The organism is Pseudomonas sp. lyk4-R2A-10, from assembly GCF_030209075.1.
Taxonomy (GTDB): Bacteria; Pseudomonadota; Gammaproteobacteria; order Pseudomonadales; family Pseudomonadaceae; genus Aquipseudomonas; species Aquipseudomonas glycinae.
Genome location: NZ_JARVSR010000011.1, coordinates 778325 through 796529, shown reverse-complemented (window position 1 = coordinate 796529; position 18205 = coordinate 778325). Strand labels below are relative to the sequence as shown.

General features: G+C 60.9%; 19 protein-coding genes. 10 read left to right on the top strand and 9 right to left on the bottom strand.

Annotated elements, in window-relative coordinates:
* Window positions 1–60 precede the first annotated feature (60 nt).
* Together QRN46_RS20905 and QRN46_RS20900 are read left to right on the top strand one after the other, a co-directional pair.
* Window positions 61–660 carry a papain-like cysteine protease family protein gene (locus QRN46_RS20905; protein ID WP_011332968.1) on the top strand — a complete coding sequence of 200 codons (600 nt, stop codon included), beginning with the start codon at window positions 61–63 and terminating at the stop codon, window positions 658–660.
* A complete protein-coding gene (locus QRN46_RS20900) occupies window positions 657–1256 on the top strand; it encodes a hypothetical protein (protein WP_011332967.1) in 600 nt (199 codons plus the stop codon). Before QRN46_RS20905 ends, QRN46_RS20900 begins: the two co-directional genes overlap by 4 nt.
* A gap of 63 nt (window positions 1257–1319) precedes the next feature.
* Here QRN46_RS20900 and QRN46_RS20895 read toward each other — a convergent pair whose 3' ends face one another.
* A complete protein-coding gene (locus tag QRN46_RS20895; protein WP_011332966.1) occupies window positions 1320–2660 on the bottom strand; it encodes a DEAD/DEAH box helicase in 1341 nt (446 codons plus the stop codon).
* Between the two features lie 191 nt (window positions 2661–2851).
* Here QRN46_RS20895 and QRN46_RS20890 point away from each other — a divergent pair, with 191 nt between their 5' ends.
* Complete coding sequence (locus QRN46_RS20890; RefSeq protein ID WP_011332965.1) at window positions 2852–4150, top strand: mechanosensitive ion channel family protein; 1299 nt, start codon at window positions 2852–2854, stop codon at window positions 4148–4150.
* 63 nt (window positions 4151–4213) lie between these two features.
* Here the strand turns inward: QRN46_RS20890 and QRN46_RS20885 are convergent, their stop codons facing one another.
* Entirely contained in the window at window positions 4214–4855 is a 642-nt protein-coding gene (locus QRN46_RS20885; RefSeq protein ID WP_007956548.1) for a hydrolase, read from the bottom strand.
* 169 nt (window positions 4856–5024) lie between these two features.
* On the opposite strand from QRN46_RS20885, the gene QRN46_RS20880 reads away from it, so the two are divergent.
* Window positions 5025–5930, top strand: a complete 906-nt coding sequence (locus tag QRN46_RS20880; protein WP_285356931.1) for a LysR family transcriptional regulator — start codon at window positions 5025–5027, stop codon at window positions 5928–5930.
* On the opposite strand, the gene QRN46_RS20875 is transcribed toward QRN46_RS20880, so the two are convergent.
* From QRN46_RS20875 to QRN46_RS20865, 3 genes are all read right to left on the bottom strand, one after another.
* The gene (locus QRN46_RS20875) at window positions 5875–6756 is read right to left on the bottom strand and encodes a carboxylate/amino acid/amine transporter (RefSeq protein ID WP_102685997.1); all 882 of its coding nucleotides are present in this window, start codon (window positions 6754–6756) and stop codon (window positions 5875–5877) included. The genes QRN46_RS20880 and QRN46_RS20875 overlap by 56 nt on opposite strands.
* Before the next feature lie 212 nt (window positions 6757–6968).
* A complete protein-coding gene (locus QRN46_RS20870; RefSeq protein WP_011332962.1) occupies window positions 6969–7568 on the bottom strand; it encodes an FMN-dependent NADH-azoreductase in 600 nt (199 codons plus the stop codon).
* 160 nt (window positions 7569–7728) lie between these two features.
* Window positions 7729–8043, bottom strand: a complete 315-nt coding sequence (locus QRN46_RS20865; RefSeq protein ID WP_011332961.1) for a hypothetical protein — start codon at window positions 8041–8043, stop codon at window positions 7729–7731.
* Window positions 8044–8092: 49 nt separating this feature from the next.
* Here QRN46_RS20865 and QRN46_RS20860 point away from each other — a divergent pair, with 49 nt between their 5' ends.
* The 5 genes from QRN46_RS20860 (at window position 8093) to aqpZ (ending at window position 13206) form a co-directional block, all read left to right on the top strand.
* On the top strand, window positions 8093–9016 hold the full coding sequence (locus QRN46_RS20860; RefSeq protein WP_011332960.1) for a PA3225 family LysR-type transcriptional regulator: 924 nt from the start codon (window positions 8093–8095) through the stop codon (window positions 9014–9016).
* 14 nt (window positions 9017–9030) lie between these two features.
* Complete coding sequence (locus tag QRN46_RS20855; protein ID WP_285356929.1) at window positions 9031–9834, top strand: alpha/beta fold hydrolase; 804 nt, start codon at window positions 9031–9033, stop codon at window positions 9832–9834.
* Between the two features lie 3 nt (window positions 9835–9837).
* Entirely contained in the window at window positions 9838–10401 is a 564-nt protein-coding gene (locus tag QRN46_RS20850; protein WP_011332958.1) for a peptidylprolyl isomerase A, read from the top strand.
* A gap of 88 nt (window positions 10402–10489) precedes the next feature.
* Window positions 10490–12322 carry an ABC transporter ATP-binding protein gene (locus tag QRN46_RS20845; RefSeq protein ID WP_011332957.1) on the top strand — a complete coding sequence of 611 codons (1833 nt, stop codon included), beginning with the start codon at window positions 10490–10492 and terminating at the stop codon, window positions 12320–12322.
* 188 nt (window positions 12323–12510) lie between these two features.
* On the top strand, window positions 12511–13206 hold the full coding sequence (gene aqpZ, locus QRN46_RS20840; protein ID WP_011332956.1) for an aquaporin Z: 696 nt from the start codon (window positions 12511–12513) through the stop codon (window positions 13204–13206).
* Window positions 13207–13221: 15 nt separating this feature from the next.
* Here aqpZ and QRN46_RS20835 read toward each other — a convergent pair whose 3' ends face one another.
* Entirely contained in the window at window positions 13222–14346 is a 1125-nt protein-coding gene (locus tag QRN46_RS20835) for a GNAT family N-acetyltransferase (protein WP_285356925.1), read from the bottom strand.
* 283 nt (window positions 14347–14629) lie between these two features.
* Here QRN46_RS20835 and QRN46_RS20830 point away from each other — a divergent pair, with 283 nt between their 5' ends.
* On the top strand, window positions 14630–15952 hold the full coding sequence (locus QRN46_RS20830; RefSeq protein ID WP_011332954.1) for a putative porin: 1323 nt from the start codon (window positions 14630–14632) through the stop codon (window positions 15950–15952).
* A 129-nt stretch (window positions 15953–16081) separates the two neighbouring features.
* On the opposite strand, the gene QRN46_RS20825 is transcribed toward QRN46_RS20830, so the two are convergent.
* From QRN46_RS20825 to QRN46_RS20815, 3 genes are all read right to left on the bottom strand, one after another.
* Window positions 16082–16318, bottom strand: a complete 237-nt coding sequence (locus QRN46_RS20825) for an anti-sigma factor family protein (RefSeq protein ID WP_011332953.1) — start codon at window positions 16316–16318, stop codon at window positions 16082–16084.
* Window positions 16312–16923 carry an RNA polymerase sigma factor gene (locus QRN46_RS20820; protein WP_011332952.1) on the bottom strand — a complete coding sequence of 204 codons (612 nt, stop codon included), beginning with the start codon at window positions 16921–16923 and terminating at the stop codon, window positions 16312–16314. The genes QRN46_RS20825 and QRN46_RS20820 overlap by 7 nt, the downstream gene beginning before the upstream one ends.
* A 135-nt stretch (window positions 16924–17058) precedes the next feature.
* Entirely contained in the window at window positions 17059–18180 is a 1122-nt protein-coding gene (locus tag QRN46_RS20815) for a beta-ketoacyl-ACP synthase III (RefSeq protein ID WP_285356919.1), read from the bottom strand.
* Between the last annotated feature and the right edge of the window lie 25 nt (window positions 18181–18205).

The window sequence follows — 18205 nt, the reverse complement described above, 5'->3', positions numbered from 1 at the left end:
CGGCAATAGCGTTATCCCGCAAACGCGGAACGTTTGTTTTCATTCATGGAGGATTGAAAAATGTTAACCACTGAAACAACGGCATTCACCGGCAACACCCTGCCCGAATGTCTGATCGGCCATCTGCTCGACCCGCAACTGGTCGAGGTCGAGGCAGCTGCACAACAACGTGCCCTGGCGGCCGCCAGCCTGAACTTCACCATGCAACAACAGACCCAGACCAACTGGTGCTGGGCCGCCGCTTCCGCCTCGGTCGGCAATTATTACGGCACCGGGTCCTGGACCCAATGCGCCGTTGCCAGCGCCGCGCTGGATCGCAACTGCTGCAATCAACCGGGGCCGTGCAACGTGTATGGCTATCTCGACGTTGCGCTGAAAATCACCCGCAGTTTCAACGGCATGAATTCGGGTTCGCTGCAAATGTCGGCCATCCAGAACCAGATCAACATGGGCCGCCCGATCGGCCTGCGCTGTGCCTGGTACGGCGGCGGTGCGCACTTTCTGGCGATCTACGGCACCAACGGCAATTACGTGCTGGTCGCGGACTCGATCTACGGCTATTCGACCCGCTCCCTGAACTCGTTCCCCGGCTCCTACAACGGCGGCGGTAACTGGACTCACACTTACTTCACGGCGAAAAACCAGGGGGCGGCAGCATGAAACTGACTTATCCAAAGGCGCCTTCCAACGGCGTACAGACCTTGCGTCCGGCCCTGCAGGCCGCGTTGCAGACCCAGGGTTTTGGCGTCAATCGCCAGTTCGCCAGCGCCGCGCCCGCCGGGATCAGCCTCAGCGAGGCCTATCGCGGTTACTCGCTCAGTCTGGACGACTTGAGCCAGGGCAAAGGCCTGAAAAACGCCCGAGTCGGCGATTGGCATTACCTGGTGTTTTCCGGCGGTGTGTCGATTGCCGATGCGCAATTGGCCGAAGTACACGGTCACGTCGAGTTTGCCTCGTTGAACCACGGCAATCTGGCGAGCGCCACGGTCGATGCGCTGAAACTGGCCGAGCAATCGCCGCAGCTGAAGGGCAAAACCGTTGAACTGCGGATGTTGTTTGTTTCTGCGCTGCACCTTGTGGCGATCTGGCTGCATGCGGCGGGCGAAGACGTGTTGATCCCGATCGAGCCAACGCCAAAAGAGCTGGCGCTGACCGGGCTGTACAGCGAGGCCGCCCTGCTCGCACAGCTCAAACCGGCAGCCGATCAGGCCAAGGGGCGCTTTGATGCCGACACCACAGGCCTGCTGGGCAGCTGATAAACGCTGGCAATAAAAAAACCCGGACCATGTCCGGGTTTTTCTTTGCCTGCCTGAAACGGCTTACTCAGCCGCTGGCGCTGCCGGTTTGCGGCGTTTCAGTGGGGCCATGCCGTCGCTGCTCACCAGAGCGTCCGGTTTCGGACGGTTGGCGCTCTTGCGCTTGGTCGGGGTTTTGGCGGCAGTTTTCTTCTTGTCGCCCTTGGCGTCGGTCTTTTTCTTCTTCACGCCGACGGCTTTGCCCGAGGCCTTGACCTTTTTCGGTCCGCCGTAGGTGCCTTTGACTTCCTTGATGGTGCGGCGCTCGAAGCTCTGCTTCAGATAACGCTCGATGCTCGACATCAGGTTCCAGTCGCCGTGGCAGATCAGCGAGATCGCCAGACCGTCGTTGCCGGCTCGGCCGGTACGACCGATACGGTGCACGTATTCGTCGCCGCTGCGTGGCATGTCGAAGTTGATCACCAGATCCAGACCGTCGACGTCCAGACCACGGGCCGCCACGTCGGTAGCCACCAGGATCTTCACGCCGCCCTGCTTCAGACGGTCGATCGCCAGTTTGCGATCCTTCTGGTCTTTTTCTCCGTGCAGCACGAACGCCTTGTATTCCTGGGCGACGAGACGACCGTAGATGCGGTCGGCCATGGCCCGGGTGTTGGTGAAGACGATGGCCTTCTGATAGGTCTCGTTGGCCAGCAGCCAGTTGACGATCTGTTCTTTGTGCTGGTTGTGGTCGGCGGTGATGATCTGCTGACGGGTGGTGTCGTTCAGTTGGCTGACCGCATTGAGCTGCAGGTGCTCAGGGTTGTTCAGCACCTTGGCGATCATCTCGCGCAGGCCGGAACCACCAGTGGTGGCGGAAAACAGCATGGTCTGCTGACGGTTCGGGCATTCGTCGACCAGACGCTGCACGTCTTCGGCGAAACCCATGTCGAGCATGCGGTCGGCTTCGTCGAGCACCAGCACTTCGACTTCTTTCAGGTCGAGGTTGCCGGCGTTCAGTTGCTCGATCATCCGGCCCGGGGTGCCGATCAGGATGTCCGGCACCTTGCGCAGCATGGCGGCCTGGACCTTGAAGTCTTCACCGCCGGTGATCAGGCCGGATTTGATGAAAGTGAACTGCGAAAAGCGCTCGACTTCCTTCAGGGTCTGCTGGGCCAGCTCGCGGGTCGGCAGCAGGATCAGGGTCTTGATGCTGACGCGAACCTTGGCCGGGCCGATCAGCCGGTTGAGGATCGGCAGGACGAAAGCGGCGGTCTTGCCGCTACCGGTTTGCGCCGTCACCCGCAGGTCACGCCCCTGAAGCGCCAGCGGAATGGCCGCGGCTTGCACAGGCGTTGGCTCGACAAATTTCAGCTCGGCCACGGCTTTGAGCAGGCGTTCGTGCAGGGCGAATTGGGAAAACACGGGTGCTACCTCGAAGATATGCAAAAAATCAGCTGCATAGGTTACCGGTTTCGAGCGCTCAGGCCGAGTTTCTTTGTGAAATCCGCCGTAATCAGTGGCTTTTTTGTTGCTCGATTTGTCTCCAACGGTAATACACAGCGTCTTAAATGCTCTAATCGCCCGTCGCGTCTTACAGAAGAATCGTTTCACTCATGGATTTCAAACAGCTCTGGCTCAATGCCCAAGACCTCTGGGGTGCCCTCGAACAGCACCCGCTCCTGCACGCCGGCCTGGCACTGCTCCTGTTATTGGTGATCGCGCTGGTACTCGGACGAGTGGCGCGTTATCTGATCCTGCATGCCAGCCGCATGCTCGGTCGCCAGCCCGCGTTGCACTGGATCAACGACTTTCGCCATAACAAGGTGTTTCAGCGTCTGGCGCAGATGACGCCATCGCTGGTGATCCAGTTCGGCCTGCACCTGGTGCCGGAACTGAGCAAGACCGCCACGGTGTTCCTCGGCAACGTGGCGCTGGCGTTCACCATTCTGTTCCTGTTGCTGTCGGTCAGCGCCCTGCTCAATGCGCTGCTGGACATCTACGCCCGCACCGAACACGCCCGCACCCGCTCGATCAAGGGGTATGTGCAACTGGCGAAAATGGTCCTGTACGTGTTCGGCGCGATCATCATCGTTGCCACCCTGATCGATCGTTCGCCGTTGTTGCTGCTGTCCGGTCTCGGTGCGATGTCGGCGGTGATCCTGTTGGTCTACAAGGACACCCTGCTGTCGTTCGTCGCCAGCGTGCAACTGACCAGCAACGACATGCTGCGGGTCGGCGACTGGATCGAGATGCCGCAAGTCGGCGCCGATGGCGACGTGGTCGACATCACTTTGCACACGGTCAAGGTACAGAACTTCGACAAAACCATCGTCTCGATCCCGACCTGGCGCCTGATGTCCGAGTCGTTCAGAAACTGGCGCGGCATGCAGCAGTCCGGCGGGCGGCGGATCAAGCGCAGCCTGTTCATCGACGCCAGCGGTGTGCGCTTCATCCGCGACGACGAAGAAGAAAAACTCTCCCAGGTGCACCTGCTGACCGCTTACATGGGGCGCAAGAAAGCCGAGCTCAAGGCCTGGAACGAAGCCCAGGGCAACGTCGCGGCGATGTCGGCCAACCGCCGGCGCATGACCAACATCGGCACCTTCCGCGCCTATGCCTTGGCTTACCTGAAGAGCCATCCGGAAATCCAGCCGAACATGACCTGCATGGTCCGCCAGATGCAAACCACCGCCCAGGGCATTCCGCTGGAAATCTACTGCTTTACCACCACCACGGTGTGGGCCGATTACGAGCGGATCCAGGGGGATATTTTCGATTACCTGCTGGCGGTGCTGCCGGAGTTCGGGCTGAGCCTGTATCAGCAGCCGAGCGGTGGGGATTTGCGGTCGGGGTTGTTGCCGGCAGTCCTTGGCGCGAGCCACATTCCAGAAGCCGAAAAACATCTGATGTAGCGCTTTCTTCAAATGCAAAAAAAGACGCAACCTTGGTTGCGTCTTTTTTTTCCCGCCGATTTATCAGGCCTGCCGCTGCGGTGCCTTGTGCACCATGGTGTAGGCGTAGTCGACGCCCATGCCGTACGCGCCGCTGTGTTCCAGCACCAGGTCCATCACCGCTTGATAAGTATCTTTGTGCGCCCAGTCACGCTGGTACTCGAGCAGCACTTGCTGCCAGGTCACCGGCACCGCGCCGGCCTGAATCATCCGCTGTACCGACATGTCGTGGGCTTCTTTGGTAGTGCCGCCGGACGCGTCAGTGACGATGTACACCTCGTAGCCTTCAGCCAAAGCTTCCAGAGCCGGGAAGGTCAGGCAGACCTCGGTCCACAGCGCGGCGATGATCAGTTTCTTGCGACCGGTGGCCTTCACCGCGTCAACCAGCGCCTTGTCTTCCCAGGAGTTCATCGAGGTGCGCTCGATCGGCTTCTGCTCCGGGTGTACCGCCAGCAGTTCCGGCCAGATGTAGCCGCTGAAGCTTTCGGTTTCGACCGAGGTGTAGATGGTCGGTACGTTGAAGATCTTGGCTGCCTTGGCCAGGCCGACGGTGTTGTTCTTCAGGGTCTGACGGTCGATCGACTGCACGCCGAAAGCCATTTGCGGCTGGTGGTCGATCAGGATCAGGGCGGAGTTGGTTGGGTTCAGCAGTTCACGGATAGACATGGCGAGTTCCTTTTGATGTCGATTCAAAGTTTCGATCAGGTATTGGTGAGTCGAGTCGCTTTGCCATCTGCGGCGTTGTTGTCTCGGCTTGGATGTCACTTTAGGGGCTGGCCGATAAAGGGACAATTCCCTAAAATCGAGAATCATTGATTCTAAAATAGGGACAATCATGGATCGCATCGAATGCATGCGCGCCTTCGTGGTGACGGTCGGCGAGAACGGCTTCGCGGCCGCCGCCCGGGCCATGGACGTGCCCCGCTCGAAAGTCAGCAAACAGATTCAGGCGCTGGAAGAAGCCATCGGTGTGCAGCTGCTGCAACGCACCACCCGCAGCCTGCACCTGACCGAAGCAGGTGCCGAGTATTTCGAAGCGGCGCGGGAAGTGATTGCGGCACTGGACGAGGCCGAGCAGCGGGCGCGGGACGGGGTGGGTGAATTGCGTGGTGTGTTGCGGGTCAACGCACCGATGTCGTTCGGCCTGCGGCGGCTGGGCAAGCTGATTCCGCTGTTTCACGAGCAGCACCCGAACATCGAACTGCAACTGGTGCTCAGCGACCAGCAGGTCGATCCGGTGCGCGGCGGGTTCGACGTGACCATCCGCATCGCCAGCCTGCCCGACTCGACCATGATCGCCCGGCAACTGGCGCCGGCCCCACGGATCATGGTCGCCTCCCCCGCTTACCTCGAACGCGCGGGCACGCCGCAGACCCCGCAGGATCTGCGCTCGCATCAATGCTTGAACTACGGCTATCTGCAGAGTGGCGTCAGCCTGCAACTGTGCAACGGCAAAGAAACGCAGCGGGTCAACGTGACCGGGCCGCTGCACGCCAACAACGGCGACCTGCTGGCGCAAGCGGCCGAGGCCGGCATGGGCATTGCGCTGCTGCCGGACTTCATCGTCGAAGAGGCGTTGGCGGCCGGGCGACTGGTGCCGGTGCTGTGCGAATGGCAGGCGCCGGCGATCACCATCAACGCGGTGTATTCGTCAGCCCGGCGGGTGCCGCAGAAGACCCGGGCGTTTATCGCGTTTCTGGTGGAGCAATTGGCGCCGACTGGCGAATCCCAAGCCGGCTGATCCACACCGCCGCCAGAATCACGCTGCCACCGAGGAACAACCGCCCGAGCTCCTCGTGCTGATTCCAGATCAGCAGATTCAGCAGCAGCCCCACCGGCACGTGCAGGTTGTTCATCACCGCCAGGGTGCCGCCGTTGACCAGGCACGCACCCTTGTTCCACCAGTAAAGGCCCAGTGCAGTGGAGACCAGACCGAGGAACACCAGCACGCCCCATTGCAGCGGCGCTTCGGGCAGGAAGTTGGATTTGCCGAACAGCAGGAACGCCGGCAGCGCCACCGCCAGTGCACCGAGGTAGAAGAAACCGAAACGTCGGTAGTGCGGCAGATCGCTCGGGTGCTTCGCCACCAGATGTTTGTACAGCACCTGCCCGGCGGCGTAGGTGAAGTTGGCCAGTTGCAGCAGCAAAAAGCCCATGAAGAAGTCCGGGTTGATCCGGTCGTAGCGAATCACCGCCGCGCCTGCGACCGCCACCAGTGCCGCGATCAGCGCCCACGGGTTGAAGCGTCGGTTGAGCGCATCTTCGATCAGCGTCACGTGCAGCGGCGTGAGGATGGTGAACAGCAAAACTTCCGGCACCGTCAGCACCCGGAAGCTCAAGTACAGGCAGACGTAAGTCACGCCGAACTGCAACGCGCCGATCAGCAACATGCCGCGCATGAACGCCGGCTCCACCGAACGCCAGCGGGTCAGCGGGATGAACACCAGCCCGGCCAGCACCACACGCACCAGCACCGCGAAGTAGCTGTCGACATGACCGGCCAGGTATTCGCCGATCAGACTGAAGGAAAACGCCTGGATCAGCGTGACAAAAAGTAGATAGCCCATGCTCGCCTCGATTTCGAATGGCGGCGACGATAGCGTTTTTTGCCGGCCATCGCTAAATCCCGGGCAAAAAAAAGCCCGATCTCGCTAAAGCGTTCAATCGGGCTACAGCACTCAGGAGCAACAAGTGCAAAGGGAGGTTCGATGCGCGTAGAGCCTTGAAGGGGTTGCGCCAGGTCACTAGAACAATCGGCGATTATCTGGCGATTAACATATCAGGCGACCTGGGACAGTTTGGCGTTGGCCTGGTTGAGGCCTTTCTCCTGGAAGTCGCCGCCCAGGTTCATGCCTTCGGCGTGGATGAAGGTCACGTCATTAATGCCGATGAAGCCCATCACCTGACGCAGGTACGGTTCCTGATGATCGGCCGGGCCACCGGCATAGATGCCGCCGCGGGCGGTCAGCACGTAGGCACGCTTGCCGCTGAGCAGGCCTTGCGGGCCGGTTTCGGTGTATTTGAAGGTCACGCCGGCACGCAGTACGTGGTCGAGCCAGGCCTTCAGGGTGCTCGGAATGGCGAAGTTGTACATCGGGGCGGCCATCACCAGCACGTCGGCGGCCAGCAATTCATCGGTCAATTCGTTGGAACGGTCCAGCGAGGCCTGCTCGCTGTCGTTGCGCTGCTCGGCGGATTTCATCCAGCCGCCCAGCAGGTTGATGTCCAGGTGCGGTACCGGGTTCACGGCGAGGTCACGTACGGTGATCTGATCGGCCGGATGCGCCGCTTTCCACTGACTGATGAAGGTCTGGGTCAGTTGACGGGAAACCGAGTCTTGCTGGCGGGCGCTGCTTTCGATGATCAGAACGCGGGACATGTTGTGTAGCCTCCATCCGAGAATGTTGTAAGTCGATGGAGTGAAGGTTAAACAGTGTCGTATCGATGAAAAAGCGCAAATAATTGCTGCAAAGCATCGAAAAATTCGTTTAGATGCAAGCCGAACCCTGTAGGAGCCCGCCCCCCACAGGCCCATGACGCTATTTCGGGGTGCAGCTCAGCTTGATGCGCAGCTTGATGATGGTCCGGGTGAACTTGGCCGTGGCGTTTTTATGCTTGCCCGCGGCCACTTCGATGTTGCGCGTGCGCGGCGCTTCCGGGCCGTTGGTGAATACCACCTTGCAGGTTGCGTCGACGTCGCCGTAGTTGTTGACCTGTATGGAGCCGATGTCGTTATCGGTGTCGAACGCGTTGTAGTCGATCTTCAGGCCGTTGAGGTCCTTTTCCACATCGATCGGGTACGCGAACGCAGTCAGCGGAAGCAGCGCCAGCAACACACAACAGAATTTTTTCATTCGGCAGTCTCCATGAGGGACCGCCAGCTTAGGACAAGAGGAGCTATTGATGAAAGCGCCCCGCGTGACCCTTGATCAATGGCGAACGTTGCAGGCCGTGGTCGACCACGGCGGATTCGCCCAGGCCGCCGAGGCCCTGCACCGTTCGCAATCGTCGGTGAGCTACACCGTCGCCCGCATGCAGGATCAGCTCGGCGTGCCGCTGTTGCGCATCGACGGTCGCAAGGCTGTGCTGACCGAAGCCGGCGGCGTGTTGCTGCGCCGCTCGCGGCAATTGGTGAAACAGGCCAGCCAGCTGGAAGACCTTGCCCATCACATGGAGCAGGGCTGGGAAGCCGAAGTACGGCTGGTGGTCGACGCCGCCTACCCGAGCGCCCGTATCGTGCGCGCATTGACCGCTTTCATGCCGCAGAGTCGCGGCTGCCGGGTGCGGCTGCGTGAGGAAGTGTTGTCGGGCGTCGAAGAAGTGCTGCTCGAAGGCGTGGCCGACCTGGCCATCACCGGCCTGAGCATTCCCGGTTACCTTGGCGCGGAATTGAGCGATGTCGAATTTGTCGCCGTCGCCCATCCTGACCATGCGCTGCACCGGCTCAACCGCGAGCTGAGCTTTCAGGACCTGGAAACCCAGATGCAAGTGGTGATCCGCGACTCCGGCCGCCAGCAACCCCGGGACGTCGGCTGGCTCGGCGCCGAGCAGCGCTGGACCGTCGGCAGTCTCGCCACGGCTGCGACGTTCGTCAGCAGTGGCCTGGGATTCGCCTGGCTTCCACGCCACATGATCGAGCGGGAACTGAAAGACGGCTCGCTCAAGCTGCTACCGTTGGACAGAGGCGGCAACCGCAACTCCAGTTTCTATCTCTATTCGAACAAGGACAAACCCTTGGGCCCAGCGACGCAAATCCTCATCGAACTGCTGCGCACCTTCGACACCCTGCCGCTGGACGCACCGTTCGCCGCCCCCGAACAAGCCTGACACGGAGTTCACCGATGGCGTATTTCGAGCATGAAGGTTGCAACCTGCACTACGAGGAATATGGCCACGGCGATCCGTTGCTGCTGGTTCACGGTCTGGGCTCCAGCACCCTGGACTGGGAAATGCAGATTCCCGCCCTGGCCGCGCATTACCGGGTGATCGTCCCGGACGTGCGCGGTCACGGCCGCTCCGACAAGCCCCGCGAGCGCTACAGCATCGCCGGTTTCAGCGCCGACATCGTCGCCCTGATCGAGCATTTGAAACTCGGCCCGGTGCACTACGCCGGGCTGTCCATGGGCGGCATGATCGGCTTCCAGTTCGCCGTCGATCACCCGCGGATGCTCAAGAGCCTTACCATCGTCAACAGCGCGCCCGAGGTCAAGGTGCGCAGCCGCGACGATTACTGGCAATGGTTCAAGCGCTGGAGTCTGATGCGTGTGCTCAGCCTCGCCACCATCGGCAAGGCCCTTGGCGCCAAGCTGTTCCCCAAACCGGAGCAGGCCGATTTGCGTCAGAAGATGGCCGAACGCTGGGCAAAAAACGACAAACGTGCTTATCTCGCCAGCTTCGACGCGATTGTTGGCTGGGGCGTCCAGGAACGACTTTCCCGGGTCATCTGTCCAACTCTCGTCGTCAGCGCCGACCGGGACTACACCCCCGTTTCGTTGAAAGAAACCTATGTCAGACTGCTGCCCGATGCGCGGCTGGTGGTGATCGCCGATTCACGCCACGCCACCCCGCTCGACCAGCCCGAACGCTTCAATCAAACGCTGCTGGAGTTCCTCGCCACAGCCGATAATCACCCTCAGGATCACTGACCCATGCTGAAAAAACTCGCCCTCGCCGCCGGCACCGTGCTGTTCGCCGCCAACCTGATGGCTGCCACGCCGGCAAAAGCGCCGCACGTGCTGCTGGACACCACCAACGGCCAGATCGAAATCGAACTGGACCCGGTCAAGGCGCCGATCAGTACCAAGAACTTCCTCGAGTACGTCGACAGCGGTTTCTACAACAACACCATTTTCCACCGCGTGATCCCGGGTTTCATGGCCCAGGGCGGCGGCTTCACCCAGCAGATGCAACAAAAAGACACCAAGGCCCCGATCAAGAACGAAGCCAGCAACGGCCTGCATAACGTTCGTGGCACCCTGTCGATGGCCCGTACTTCCAACCCGGATTCGGCCACCAGCCAGTTCTTCATCAACGTGGCCGACAACGCTTTCCTCGATCCGGGCCGTGACGCCGGTTACGCGGTGTTCGCCAAAGTGGTCAAGGGCATGGACGTGGTCGACATCATCGTCAACTCCCAGACCACCACCAAACAGGGCATGCAAAACGTGCCGGTCGACCCTGTGATCATCAAGTCGGCCAAGCGCATCGACTAAGCTTTACAGGGCATATCGAGCGGCGCTGACCTGATGTCACGCCGCTCACACTGATAAAAGGAGAGCCCGTGCTCCGGGCGGTTATCTGATGCTCTATCGCCGTTTCGAACAACTGATCGACATATTCCGCGATGCCCCGACGGCATCCCCGCCGGACCGCGTTCTGCCCTTCTATACCTATTACCTGAAGCAGGTCTGGCCGAGTTTCGCCGCCCTGCTGATCGTCGGCCTGTTCGGTGCACTGATCGAAGTGGCGCTGTTCAGCTACCTGAGTCGCATCATCGACCTCGCCCAGGGCACGCCGAACGTCGACTTCTTCAAGGTGCACGGCGTCGAACTGGCGTGGATGGCGGTGGTAGCGTTACTGCTGCGCCCGCTGTTCCTGGCGCTGCACGACATGCTGGTGCACCAGACCCTGAGCCCGAGCATGACCAGCATGATTCGCTGGCAGAACCACAGTTACGTGCTCAAGCAGAGCCTGAATTTCTTCCAGAACGACTTCGCCGGGCGCATTGCCCAGCGCATCATGCAGACCGGCAACTCGCTGCGCGATTCCGCCGTGCAAGCGGTGGATGCGCTGTGGCACGTGCTGATCTACGCGATCAGTTCGCTGGTGCTGTTCGCCGAGGCCGACTGGCGCCTGATGATCCCGCTGCTGACGTGGATCGCCGCCTACATCGGCGCGCTCTATTACTTCGTGCCACGGGTCAAGAACCGCTCGGTGGAAGCCTCCGATGCGCGCTCGAAGCTGATGGGCCGGATCGTCGACGGCTACACCAACATCGCCACCCTGAAGCTGTTCGCCCACACCAATTTCGAACAGCACTACGCCCGCGAAGCGATCCAGGAACAGACCGAAAAAGCCCAGCTGGCCGGCCGCGTGGTCACCAGCATGGACGTGGCCATCACCACCATGAACGGCCTGTTGATCGTCGGCACCACGGCGCTGGCCCTGTGGCTGTGGACGCAATCGCTGATCAGCGTCGGCGCGATCGCCCTGGCCACCGGTCTGGTGATCCGCATCGTCAACATGTCCGGCTGGATCATGTGGGTGGTCACCGGGATCTTCGAAAACATCGGCATGGTTCAGGATGGTCTGCAGACCATCTCGCAACCGGTCAGCGTCACCGACCGGGAGCAGGCCAAACCGCTGGCCGTCGCCCGTGGCGAAGTGCGTTTCGAGCACGTGGATTTTCACTACGGCAAGAAGAAAGGCATCATCGGCGACCTCAACCTGACCATCAAACCCGGCGAGAAAATCGGTCTGATCGGCCCGTCCGGCGCCGGCAAATCGACTTTGGTCAACCTGCTGCTGCGCCTGTACGACGTCGAGGGCGGGCGGATCCTGATCGACGGCCAGAACATCGCCGAAGTCGGCCAGGAAAGCCTGCGCGCACGGATCGGCATGATCACTCAGGACACCTCGCTGCTGCACCGCTCGATCCGCGACAACTTGCTGTACGGCAAGCCCGACGCCACTGACGCGGAGCTCTGGGAAGCGGTGCGCAAGGCTCGCGCCGATGAGTTCATCCCGTTGTTGTCGGACGCCGAAGGACGCACCGGGTTCGATGCGCATGTCGGCGAACGCGGGGTGAAACTGTCCGGCGGTCAGCGTCAGCGGATCGCCATCGCGCGGGTGCTGCTCAAGGATGCGCCGATCCTGATCATGGACGAAGCGACCTCGGCGCTGGACTCGGAAGTCGAAGCGGCGATTCAGGAAAGCCTGGAAACTTTGATGCAGGGCAAGACCGTGATCGCCATCGCCCACCGCCTCTCGACCATTGCCCGCATGGACCGACTGGTGGTGCTGGAGAACGGCAAGATCGCCGAAAGCGGCAACCATGCCGAACTGCTGGCGCACGGCGGATTGTATGCGCGGTTGTGGGCGCACCAGACGGGAGGGTTTGTCGGCATCGACTGATCCTGCGTCAAAACACAAAAACCGCCAGAGCCCTTTAACCACGGGCTCTGGCGGTTTTTTATCGCCTGCTGGAAATCCCCTGAAACCCTGCTGTAATCAGCGAAGGCTCCGGAACGGAACCTGTCGTAAATCTGCAGGGAAGCATCACTCGATGCAGTCTCGATAGCACGCCTATCAAGGACTCTGTCATGTCTCTTTTCAAACGTTCAGTCACTGAGTTGTTGGGTACGTTCTGGTTGGTGTTGGGCGGCTGCGGCAGTGCGGTCATTGCCGCGTCTTCACCCTTGGGAATCGGCGTGCTGGGGGTCGCCCTGGCGTTCGGTCTGACGGTGTTGACCATGGCGTTTGCCATCGGCCACATCAGCGGCTGTCACCTCAACCCGGCCGTGTCGGTCGGTCTGGTCGTCGGCGGTCGGTTCCCGGCCAAGGAACTGCCTGCCTACGTCATCGCCCAGGTGCTCGGCGGGATTCTGGCAGCGGCCCTGCTCTATCACATCGCCAGCGGCAAGGAAGGTTTCGACATCGCCGCGGGCCTTGCCTCAAACGGTTATGGCGAACACTCGCCGGGCAAATACTCGATGGCGTCCGGCTTCGTCACCGAACTGGTGATGACCGCCATGTTCGTGGTGATCATCCTCGGCGCCACCGACAAGCGCGCTCCGGCAGGACTGGCACCGATCGCCATCGGCCTGGCCCTGACGCTGATCCACCTGATCTCGATTCCGGTGACCAACACCTCGGTCAACCCGGCCCGCAGCACGGGCCCGGCGCTGATGGTCGGCGGCTGGGCCATCGCCCAGTTGTGGATGTTCTGGGTCGCGCCGCTGCTCGGTGCGGTGGTCGGCGGCGTGCTCTATCGCTGGCTGGGCAAGGAAGACAGCTGAAGGAGCCGGCGAGGATCAGGCTTGCCGATACGGCAAGGCGTTCCTCGCCTCTTCGGCATAGGCCAGCACACCGGCGCGCTCCTGGTGCAGGAAGTCTTTGACCGCAGCTTTCAAACCGGGATGGCGCAGGTAATGCCAGGAATGGGTGATCACCGGTTCAAAGCCGCGAATCAGTTTGTGTTCGCCCTGGGCACCGGCATCGAAACGTTGAAATCCATTGGCAATCGCATAGTCCATGCCCTGATAGAAACAGGTCTCGAAGTGCAGCCGGTCGAACTCGGCCAGGCATCCCCAGTAGCGTCCGTAAAAACTGTCGCCGCCCACCAGGCTGAACGCCATCGCCACCGGCCGTGAGTCCTGTCGGGCCAGGACCACGCGAATCGATTCCGGCATGCGCTCGGCCAGCAGGCTGAAGAATTCCCGGGTCAGGTACGGCGCCTGCCGACGCACCGCGTAGGTGTTGGCGTAACAGGCGTAGACGAAATCCCACTGCGCCTCGTCCAGCTCGCGGCCTTCCAGCCATTCGAACTCGAAGCCCTGCCCCGCCACTTGCTCGCGCTCCTTGCGCATCTGTTTGCGCTTGCGCGAGGCGAGCACGTCGAGGAAGTCCTGAAAGTCGCGGTAGCCGCGATTCTGCCAGTGATACTGACAGCCGATGCGCTGCAGCCAGCCCGGCTGCTCGGCCATGGCAGCATCGGTAAACGCGTCGGTAAAGTTGATGTGGGCGCTGGAGAGTTCTTCGATTTCCAGATACCCCGGCAGGCTCTTGAGCAGTTCGAATCCGTCTTCGACATTCGCTGCCAGCAACCGAGGGCCGCTGACCGGGCTGAACGGCACCGCGCTCAAAAACTTGGGGTAGTAATCGATGCCGGCCCGGGCGCAGGCATCGGCCCAGCCGTGATCGAACACGTATTCGCCGTAGGAATGCCACTTGCGATAACCGGGCAGCGCAGCGATCACACGTCCCGCTTCGACGTGCAGCAAATGCTCCGCTTGCCAGCCCGTGTGCGGGCCGACGCTGCCGCTGTCTTCCAGCGAAGCCAGAAAGGCGTGGCGCAGAAACGGCTGGTTTTGCGGGACCAGAACATCCCAGTCGGAGGCTGGAATTTCCGACAGTTTGTGCAGACGTTGCAGCGGCATTTTCCTCTCCACTTTCGGGCGTGAACGCCCGGCGAGTATCGCTGATCGGCCGGGCGTTGCCCACGCCCGAATGCGCGACAGCGCTCTAGATCAATAGTTCACGGCAGTTTTGTATCGTCATCAACCTGCCATCATCGTGCCACTGCTCTGTCATAAACCATCGCGATACTGGCGCCTGTTTTTAGAGCGCCGGGTTCTACCCCGGACAATGTTTTCCGACCGTCAAACCGTCGGTTGTGCCCAGGATGGTTCAGCCATCCCCTTTTCATCTTCGGAGATTGCTATGCGTCTTGCTTCCACGAAAACTGCGGCGGCCCTGTGCGGTGGCCTGTTGCTGGCCATGAGTGTACCGGCCAGTGCCGCAGTCGACGCCAAACTGCTCGACATGCTCAAGGCTAACGGTTCGATTTCCCAGGCGCAGTACGTTGAACTGCAAACTGAACTGGCCAAGGATCAGAAGGCCCAGCAAATCGCGCAGCAGGCGCAGCAAGAGACCAACGAGCAAATCGCGGCGACCGCGAAGAAAACCAACGAGCTCAGCAGTTTCGACCAGAAACTGGCCTGGGCCGCCAAGACCCAGTTCAAGGGCGATGTGCGTATCCGTCAGGAAACCATCAAGATCGACGGCGAACCGAACAACGGCGGCCGCGACAAGGATCGCCAGCGTATCCGTGCCCGTCTGGGTGCGTACACCGAGATCAACCCGCAAGTCGACACCGGCATCCGTATCGCCACCGGCGGCGGCGACGACGCCCGTTCGACCAACCAGGACCAGGACAACTACTTCGACAAGAAGCAGATCTGGCTCGACCTGGGCTACATCGACTACCACCCGGATCAGATCAAGAACCTGCACATCATCGGCGGCAAGATGCTGCAACCGTGGGTGAGCATGGGCGACGTGATCTGGGACAGCGACATCAACCCGGAAGGTCTGGCCGTTACCTACAAGTATCCATTGGGCAGCAGCGTGGAGCTGTTCGGCAGCCTGGGTAACTATAATCTCAAGGACAACGTGGATGGCGACGGCGTGCAATTCCGTCATGACCTGCGTCTGACCGCCGGCCAGTTGGGCAGCCGCTTCGCCATCACCGACAACCTGAAACTGACCCTGGGCGGCAGCGTCTACGCCTACCAGAACGACGAAGACAGCCGTTGCACCGGCACCTCCACGCCGTGCGCCCTGGCCGTCAACGGCAACTCGGCGAACAACGAATTCCGTCTGTACGAAGGCTTCAGCCAGGTCGACATCGGCGGCCTGCCAATGCCGCTGTCGTTCTACGGTCAGTACGTGAAGAACAACGATGCAGTGACCGATCAGGACACCGCATGGCTGGTCGGTGCCAAGTCGAAAGTCTTCGGCCTGAACCTCGACTACAACTATCGTGATGTGCAGCGCAACGCTGTGGTCGGCGCCTTCACCGATTCGGACTTCGCCAACGGCACCACCGGTTCCCGTGGCCACAAGTTCAAGGTCGGTTACGACATCGACAAGAACTTCGCCATTGGTGCGACTTACTTCCTGACCAAGGCCGACTTCTCCAGCCGTACCCAGCGTGATGCAGACACCAACACCCTGCAGCTGGACGCGGAAGCGAAGTTCTAAGCAACCCGGCAACAGACTTCAAACGATGGGTTGTACATCCGGTTCCATCGTTTGAAGAGGCTTCAACAGACTGGCGCGACCGCAGCGATCCCCATCATCCGTTCGCTGCGGCCGCGCCAGTCTGTGTTTTCAGGGACTGTCCTTGCGCCGCAGCTCTGCCAACTGCTCGGCCAACGCGTCCACGCCCTCTTCAGGCTTTTGCGGCATCGCCCGCAGCGTCGCCTGCATCAAACGCATCTGGCGAATGAAACGCCGGCAATTGCGGCAGAACATCAGGTGATGACGCACCATCAGTTTTTCGCGAAAGCTCAACTGGCCATCGAGATAATCGCTGGATCGCGCCACTTGCTCCTTGCAGGTCAACATTCTCCCGTCTCCTCAAAATGCTCCACGGTCGCAAAGACCTTCAAACGTGCCCTGTGCAGCAGCACGCGGACATTGGAGAGCGAGATCTCCAGAAGATTACAGATCTCCTCCAGCTCCAGGCCCTGGCGCTCGCGCAGCGTGAGCACACTGCTCTGAAGTTCGGAGAGGCTGAGCAGCGTATGCTCCAGGCATTCACGCAGCTCGCCTTCGGTCAGCAATGCCTCGGGTGTGTCCTGGTGCCAGGCGAACGGTGCTACCAGCCAGTGGCCGTCGCCGGGAGAAAAACGATCGTCATCGATGGTGCCGTGGGGGGACGGCAGATCATCCAGCAGCACTTCGCGACGATTGAGTTTGTAGCGGCTCTTGGCCGAGTTGGCGGTGATGGTCAGCAGCCAGGTCTTGAGGCTGGAGCGCCCCTCGAAGCGGCCGATATTGCGCACCACCGACAGCCAGGCGTCCTGCACCACTTCTTCGACATGGCGCTGGCCGACAATCGCGTAGGCCACCGCGCGCATGGGGCTTTGATAGGTGCTGACCAGCTCCTTGAAAGCCTTCTGCTCACCGGCGAGCAGCCGCTCAAGCAATCGGGTGTCGTCAACTGCCATCCATCAATCCCCTGTTCCTGACTTCGAAAATGATAGCGGCAGGACTTCGCCTGCCGCCACTTTCGAAAATTACAGCGTTCGCGCCGATTCGGATGTAGGAAACGTCAGCGCGATTAAGAGGAAATGAACCCGCTGTTAGCGTTTACGCAGAATCACGCTACCAATCGAGTAACCGGCACCGAACGAACTCAGCACCGCCAGCGAACCGGCCGCCAGATCATCCTGATATTTGTGGAACGCAATCACGGAACCGGCGGAGCTGGTGTTGGCGTAGGTGTCGAGAATCACCGGGGCTTCTTCTTCGGTGGCTTCGCGGCCCAGCAGCTTGCGCACGATCAGGTGGTTCATGCTCAGGTTGGCCTGGTGCAGCCAGAAGCGTTTTACGTCACCGACATTGAGCTTGTTCTCTTCCAGATGCTCGCCAATCAGTTCGGCCACCATCGGGCAAACATCCTTGAACACCTTGCGGCCTTCCTGCACGAACAGTTTGTCGCGGGCGCCGATGCCCTCTTCCGCTGCGCGGTTGAGGAAGCCGAAGTTGTTGCGGATGTTGTTGGAGAACTTGGTCAGCAGTTTGGTGCTGACCACATCGAACTGGTGCTTGGAGGTTGCCAGATCGGCGCGCTCGATAATCACGGCGGTGGCCGCGTCACCGAAGATGAAGTGGCTGTCGCGGTCGCGGAAGTTCAGGTGACCGGTGCAGACTTCCGGGTTGACCATCAGGATCGCCCGGGCCTGGCCCAGTTGCACGGTGTTGGCCGCTTGCTGGATGCCGAAGGTCGCCGACGAGCAGGCAACGTTCATGTCGAAACCGAAACCCTGGATGCCCAGCGCTTCCTGGACTTCGATGGCGATGGCCGGGTAGGCACGCTGCAGGTTGGAGCAGGCGACGATCACGCCGTCGATGTCGGCGGCAGTCTTGCCGGCACGTTGCAGGGCTTGATCGGCAGCGCCGATGGCCATCTGGCAAAGCACCGACCATTCGTCGTTGGAACGCTCCGGCAGGCGTGGCGCCATGCGCGCAGGGTCGAGGATGCCATCCTTGTCCATGACAAAGCGGCTCTTGATGCCGGAAGCTTTTTCGATGAACGCGGCGCTGGACTCGGTCAGGGCCTGGACTTCGCCGCTGGCGATAGCTTCGGCGTTGTCCGCATTGAACTGGGCGACGTAGGTATTGAAAGACTGCACCAGCTCTTCGTTGGAGATGCTGTTGGCCGGGGTGTACAGGCCGGTGCCGCTGATGACGACGTTATGCATGGTCGTTTCTCTAATCTGTTCAGGC

Coding starts and splice junctions, on each gene's coding strand:
- QRN46_RS20905 (WP_011332968.1), top strand. CDS start 61: ATGTTAACCACTGAAACAACGGCATTCACCGGCAACACCCTGCCCGAA.
- QRN46_RS20900 (WP_011332967.1), top strand. CDS start 657: ATGAAACTGACTTATCCAAAGGCGCCTTCCAACGGCGTACAGACCTTG.
- QRN46_RS20890 (WP_011332965.1), top strand. CDS start 2,852: ATGGATTTCAAACAGCTCTGGCTCAATGCCCAAGACCTCTGGGGTGCC.
- QRN46_RS20885 (WP_007956548.1), bottom strand. CDS start 4,855: ATGTCTATCCGTGAACTGCTGAACCCAACCAACTCCGCCCTGATCCTG.
- QRN46_RS20880 (WP_285356931.1), top strand. CDS start 5,025: ATGGATCGCATCGAATGCATGCGCGCCTTCGTGGTGACGGTCGGCGAG.
- QRN46_RS20875 (WP_102685997.1), bottom strand. CDS start 6,756: ATGGGCTATCTACTTTTTGTCACGCTGATCCAGGCGTTTTCCTTCAGT.
- QRN46_RS20870 (WP_011332962.1), bottom strand. CDS start 7,568: ATGTCCCGCGTTCTGATCATCGAAAGCAGCGCCCGCCAGCAAGACTCG.
- QRN46_RS20865 (WP_011332961.1), bottom strand. CDS start 8,043: ATGAAAAAATTCTGTTGTGTGTTGCTGGCGCTGCTTCCGCTGACTGCG.
- QRN46_RS20860 (WP_011332960.1), top strand. CDS start 8,093: ATGAAAGCGCCCCGCGTGACCCTTGATCAATGGCGAACGTTGCAGGCC.
- QRN46_RS20855 (WP_285356929.1), top strand. CDS start 9,031: ATGGCGTATTTCGAGCATGAAGGTTGCAACCTGCACTACGAGGAATAT.
- QRN46_RS20850 (WP_011332958.1), top strand. CDS start 9,838: ATGCTGAAAAAACTCGCCCTCGCCGCCGGCACCGTGCTGTTCGCCGCC.
- QRN46_RS20845 (WP_011332957.1), top strand. CDS start 10,490: ATGCTCTATCGCCGTTTCGAACAACTGATCGACATATTCCGCGATGCC.
- aqpZ (WP_011332956.1), top strand. CDS start 12,511: ATGTCTCTTTTCAAACGTTCAGTCACTGAGTTGTTGGGTACGTTCTGG.
- QRN46_RS20835 (WP_285356925.1), bottom strand. CDS start 14,346: ATGCCGCTGCAACGTCTGCACAAACTGTCGGAAATTCCAGCCTCCGAC.
- QRN46_RS20830 (WP_011332954.1), top strand. CDS start 14,630: ATGCGTCTTGCTTCCACGAAAACTGCGGCGGCCCTGTGCGGTGGCCTG.
- QRN46_RS20825 (WP_011332953.1), bottom strand. CDS start 16,318: ATGTTGACCTGCAAGGAGCAAGTGGCGCGATCCAGCGATTATCTCGAT.
- QRN46_RS20820 (WP_011332952.1), bottom strand. CDS start 16,923: ATGGCAGTTGACGACACCCGATTGCTTGAGCGGCTGCTCGCCGGTGAG.
- QRN46_RS20815 (WP_285356919.1), bottom strand. CDS start 18,180: ATGCATAACGTCGTCATCAGCGGCACCGGCCTGTACACCCCGGCCAAC.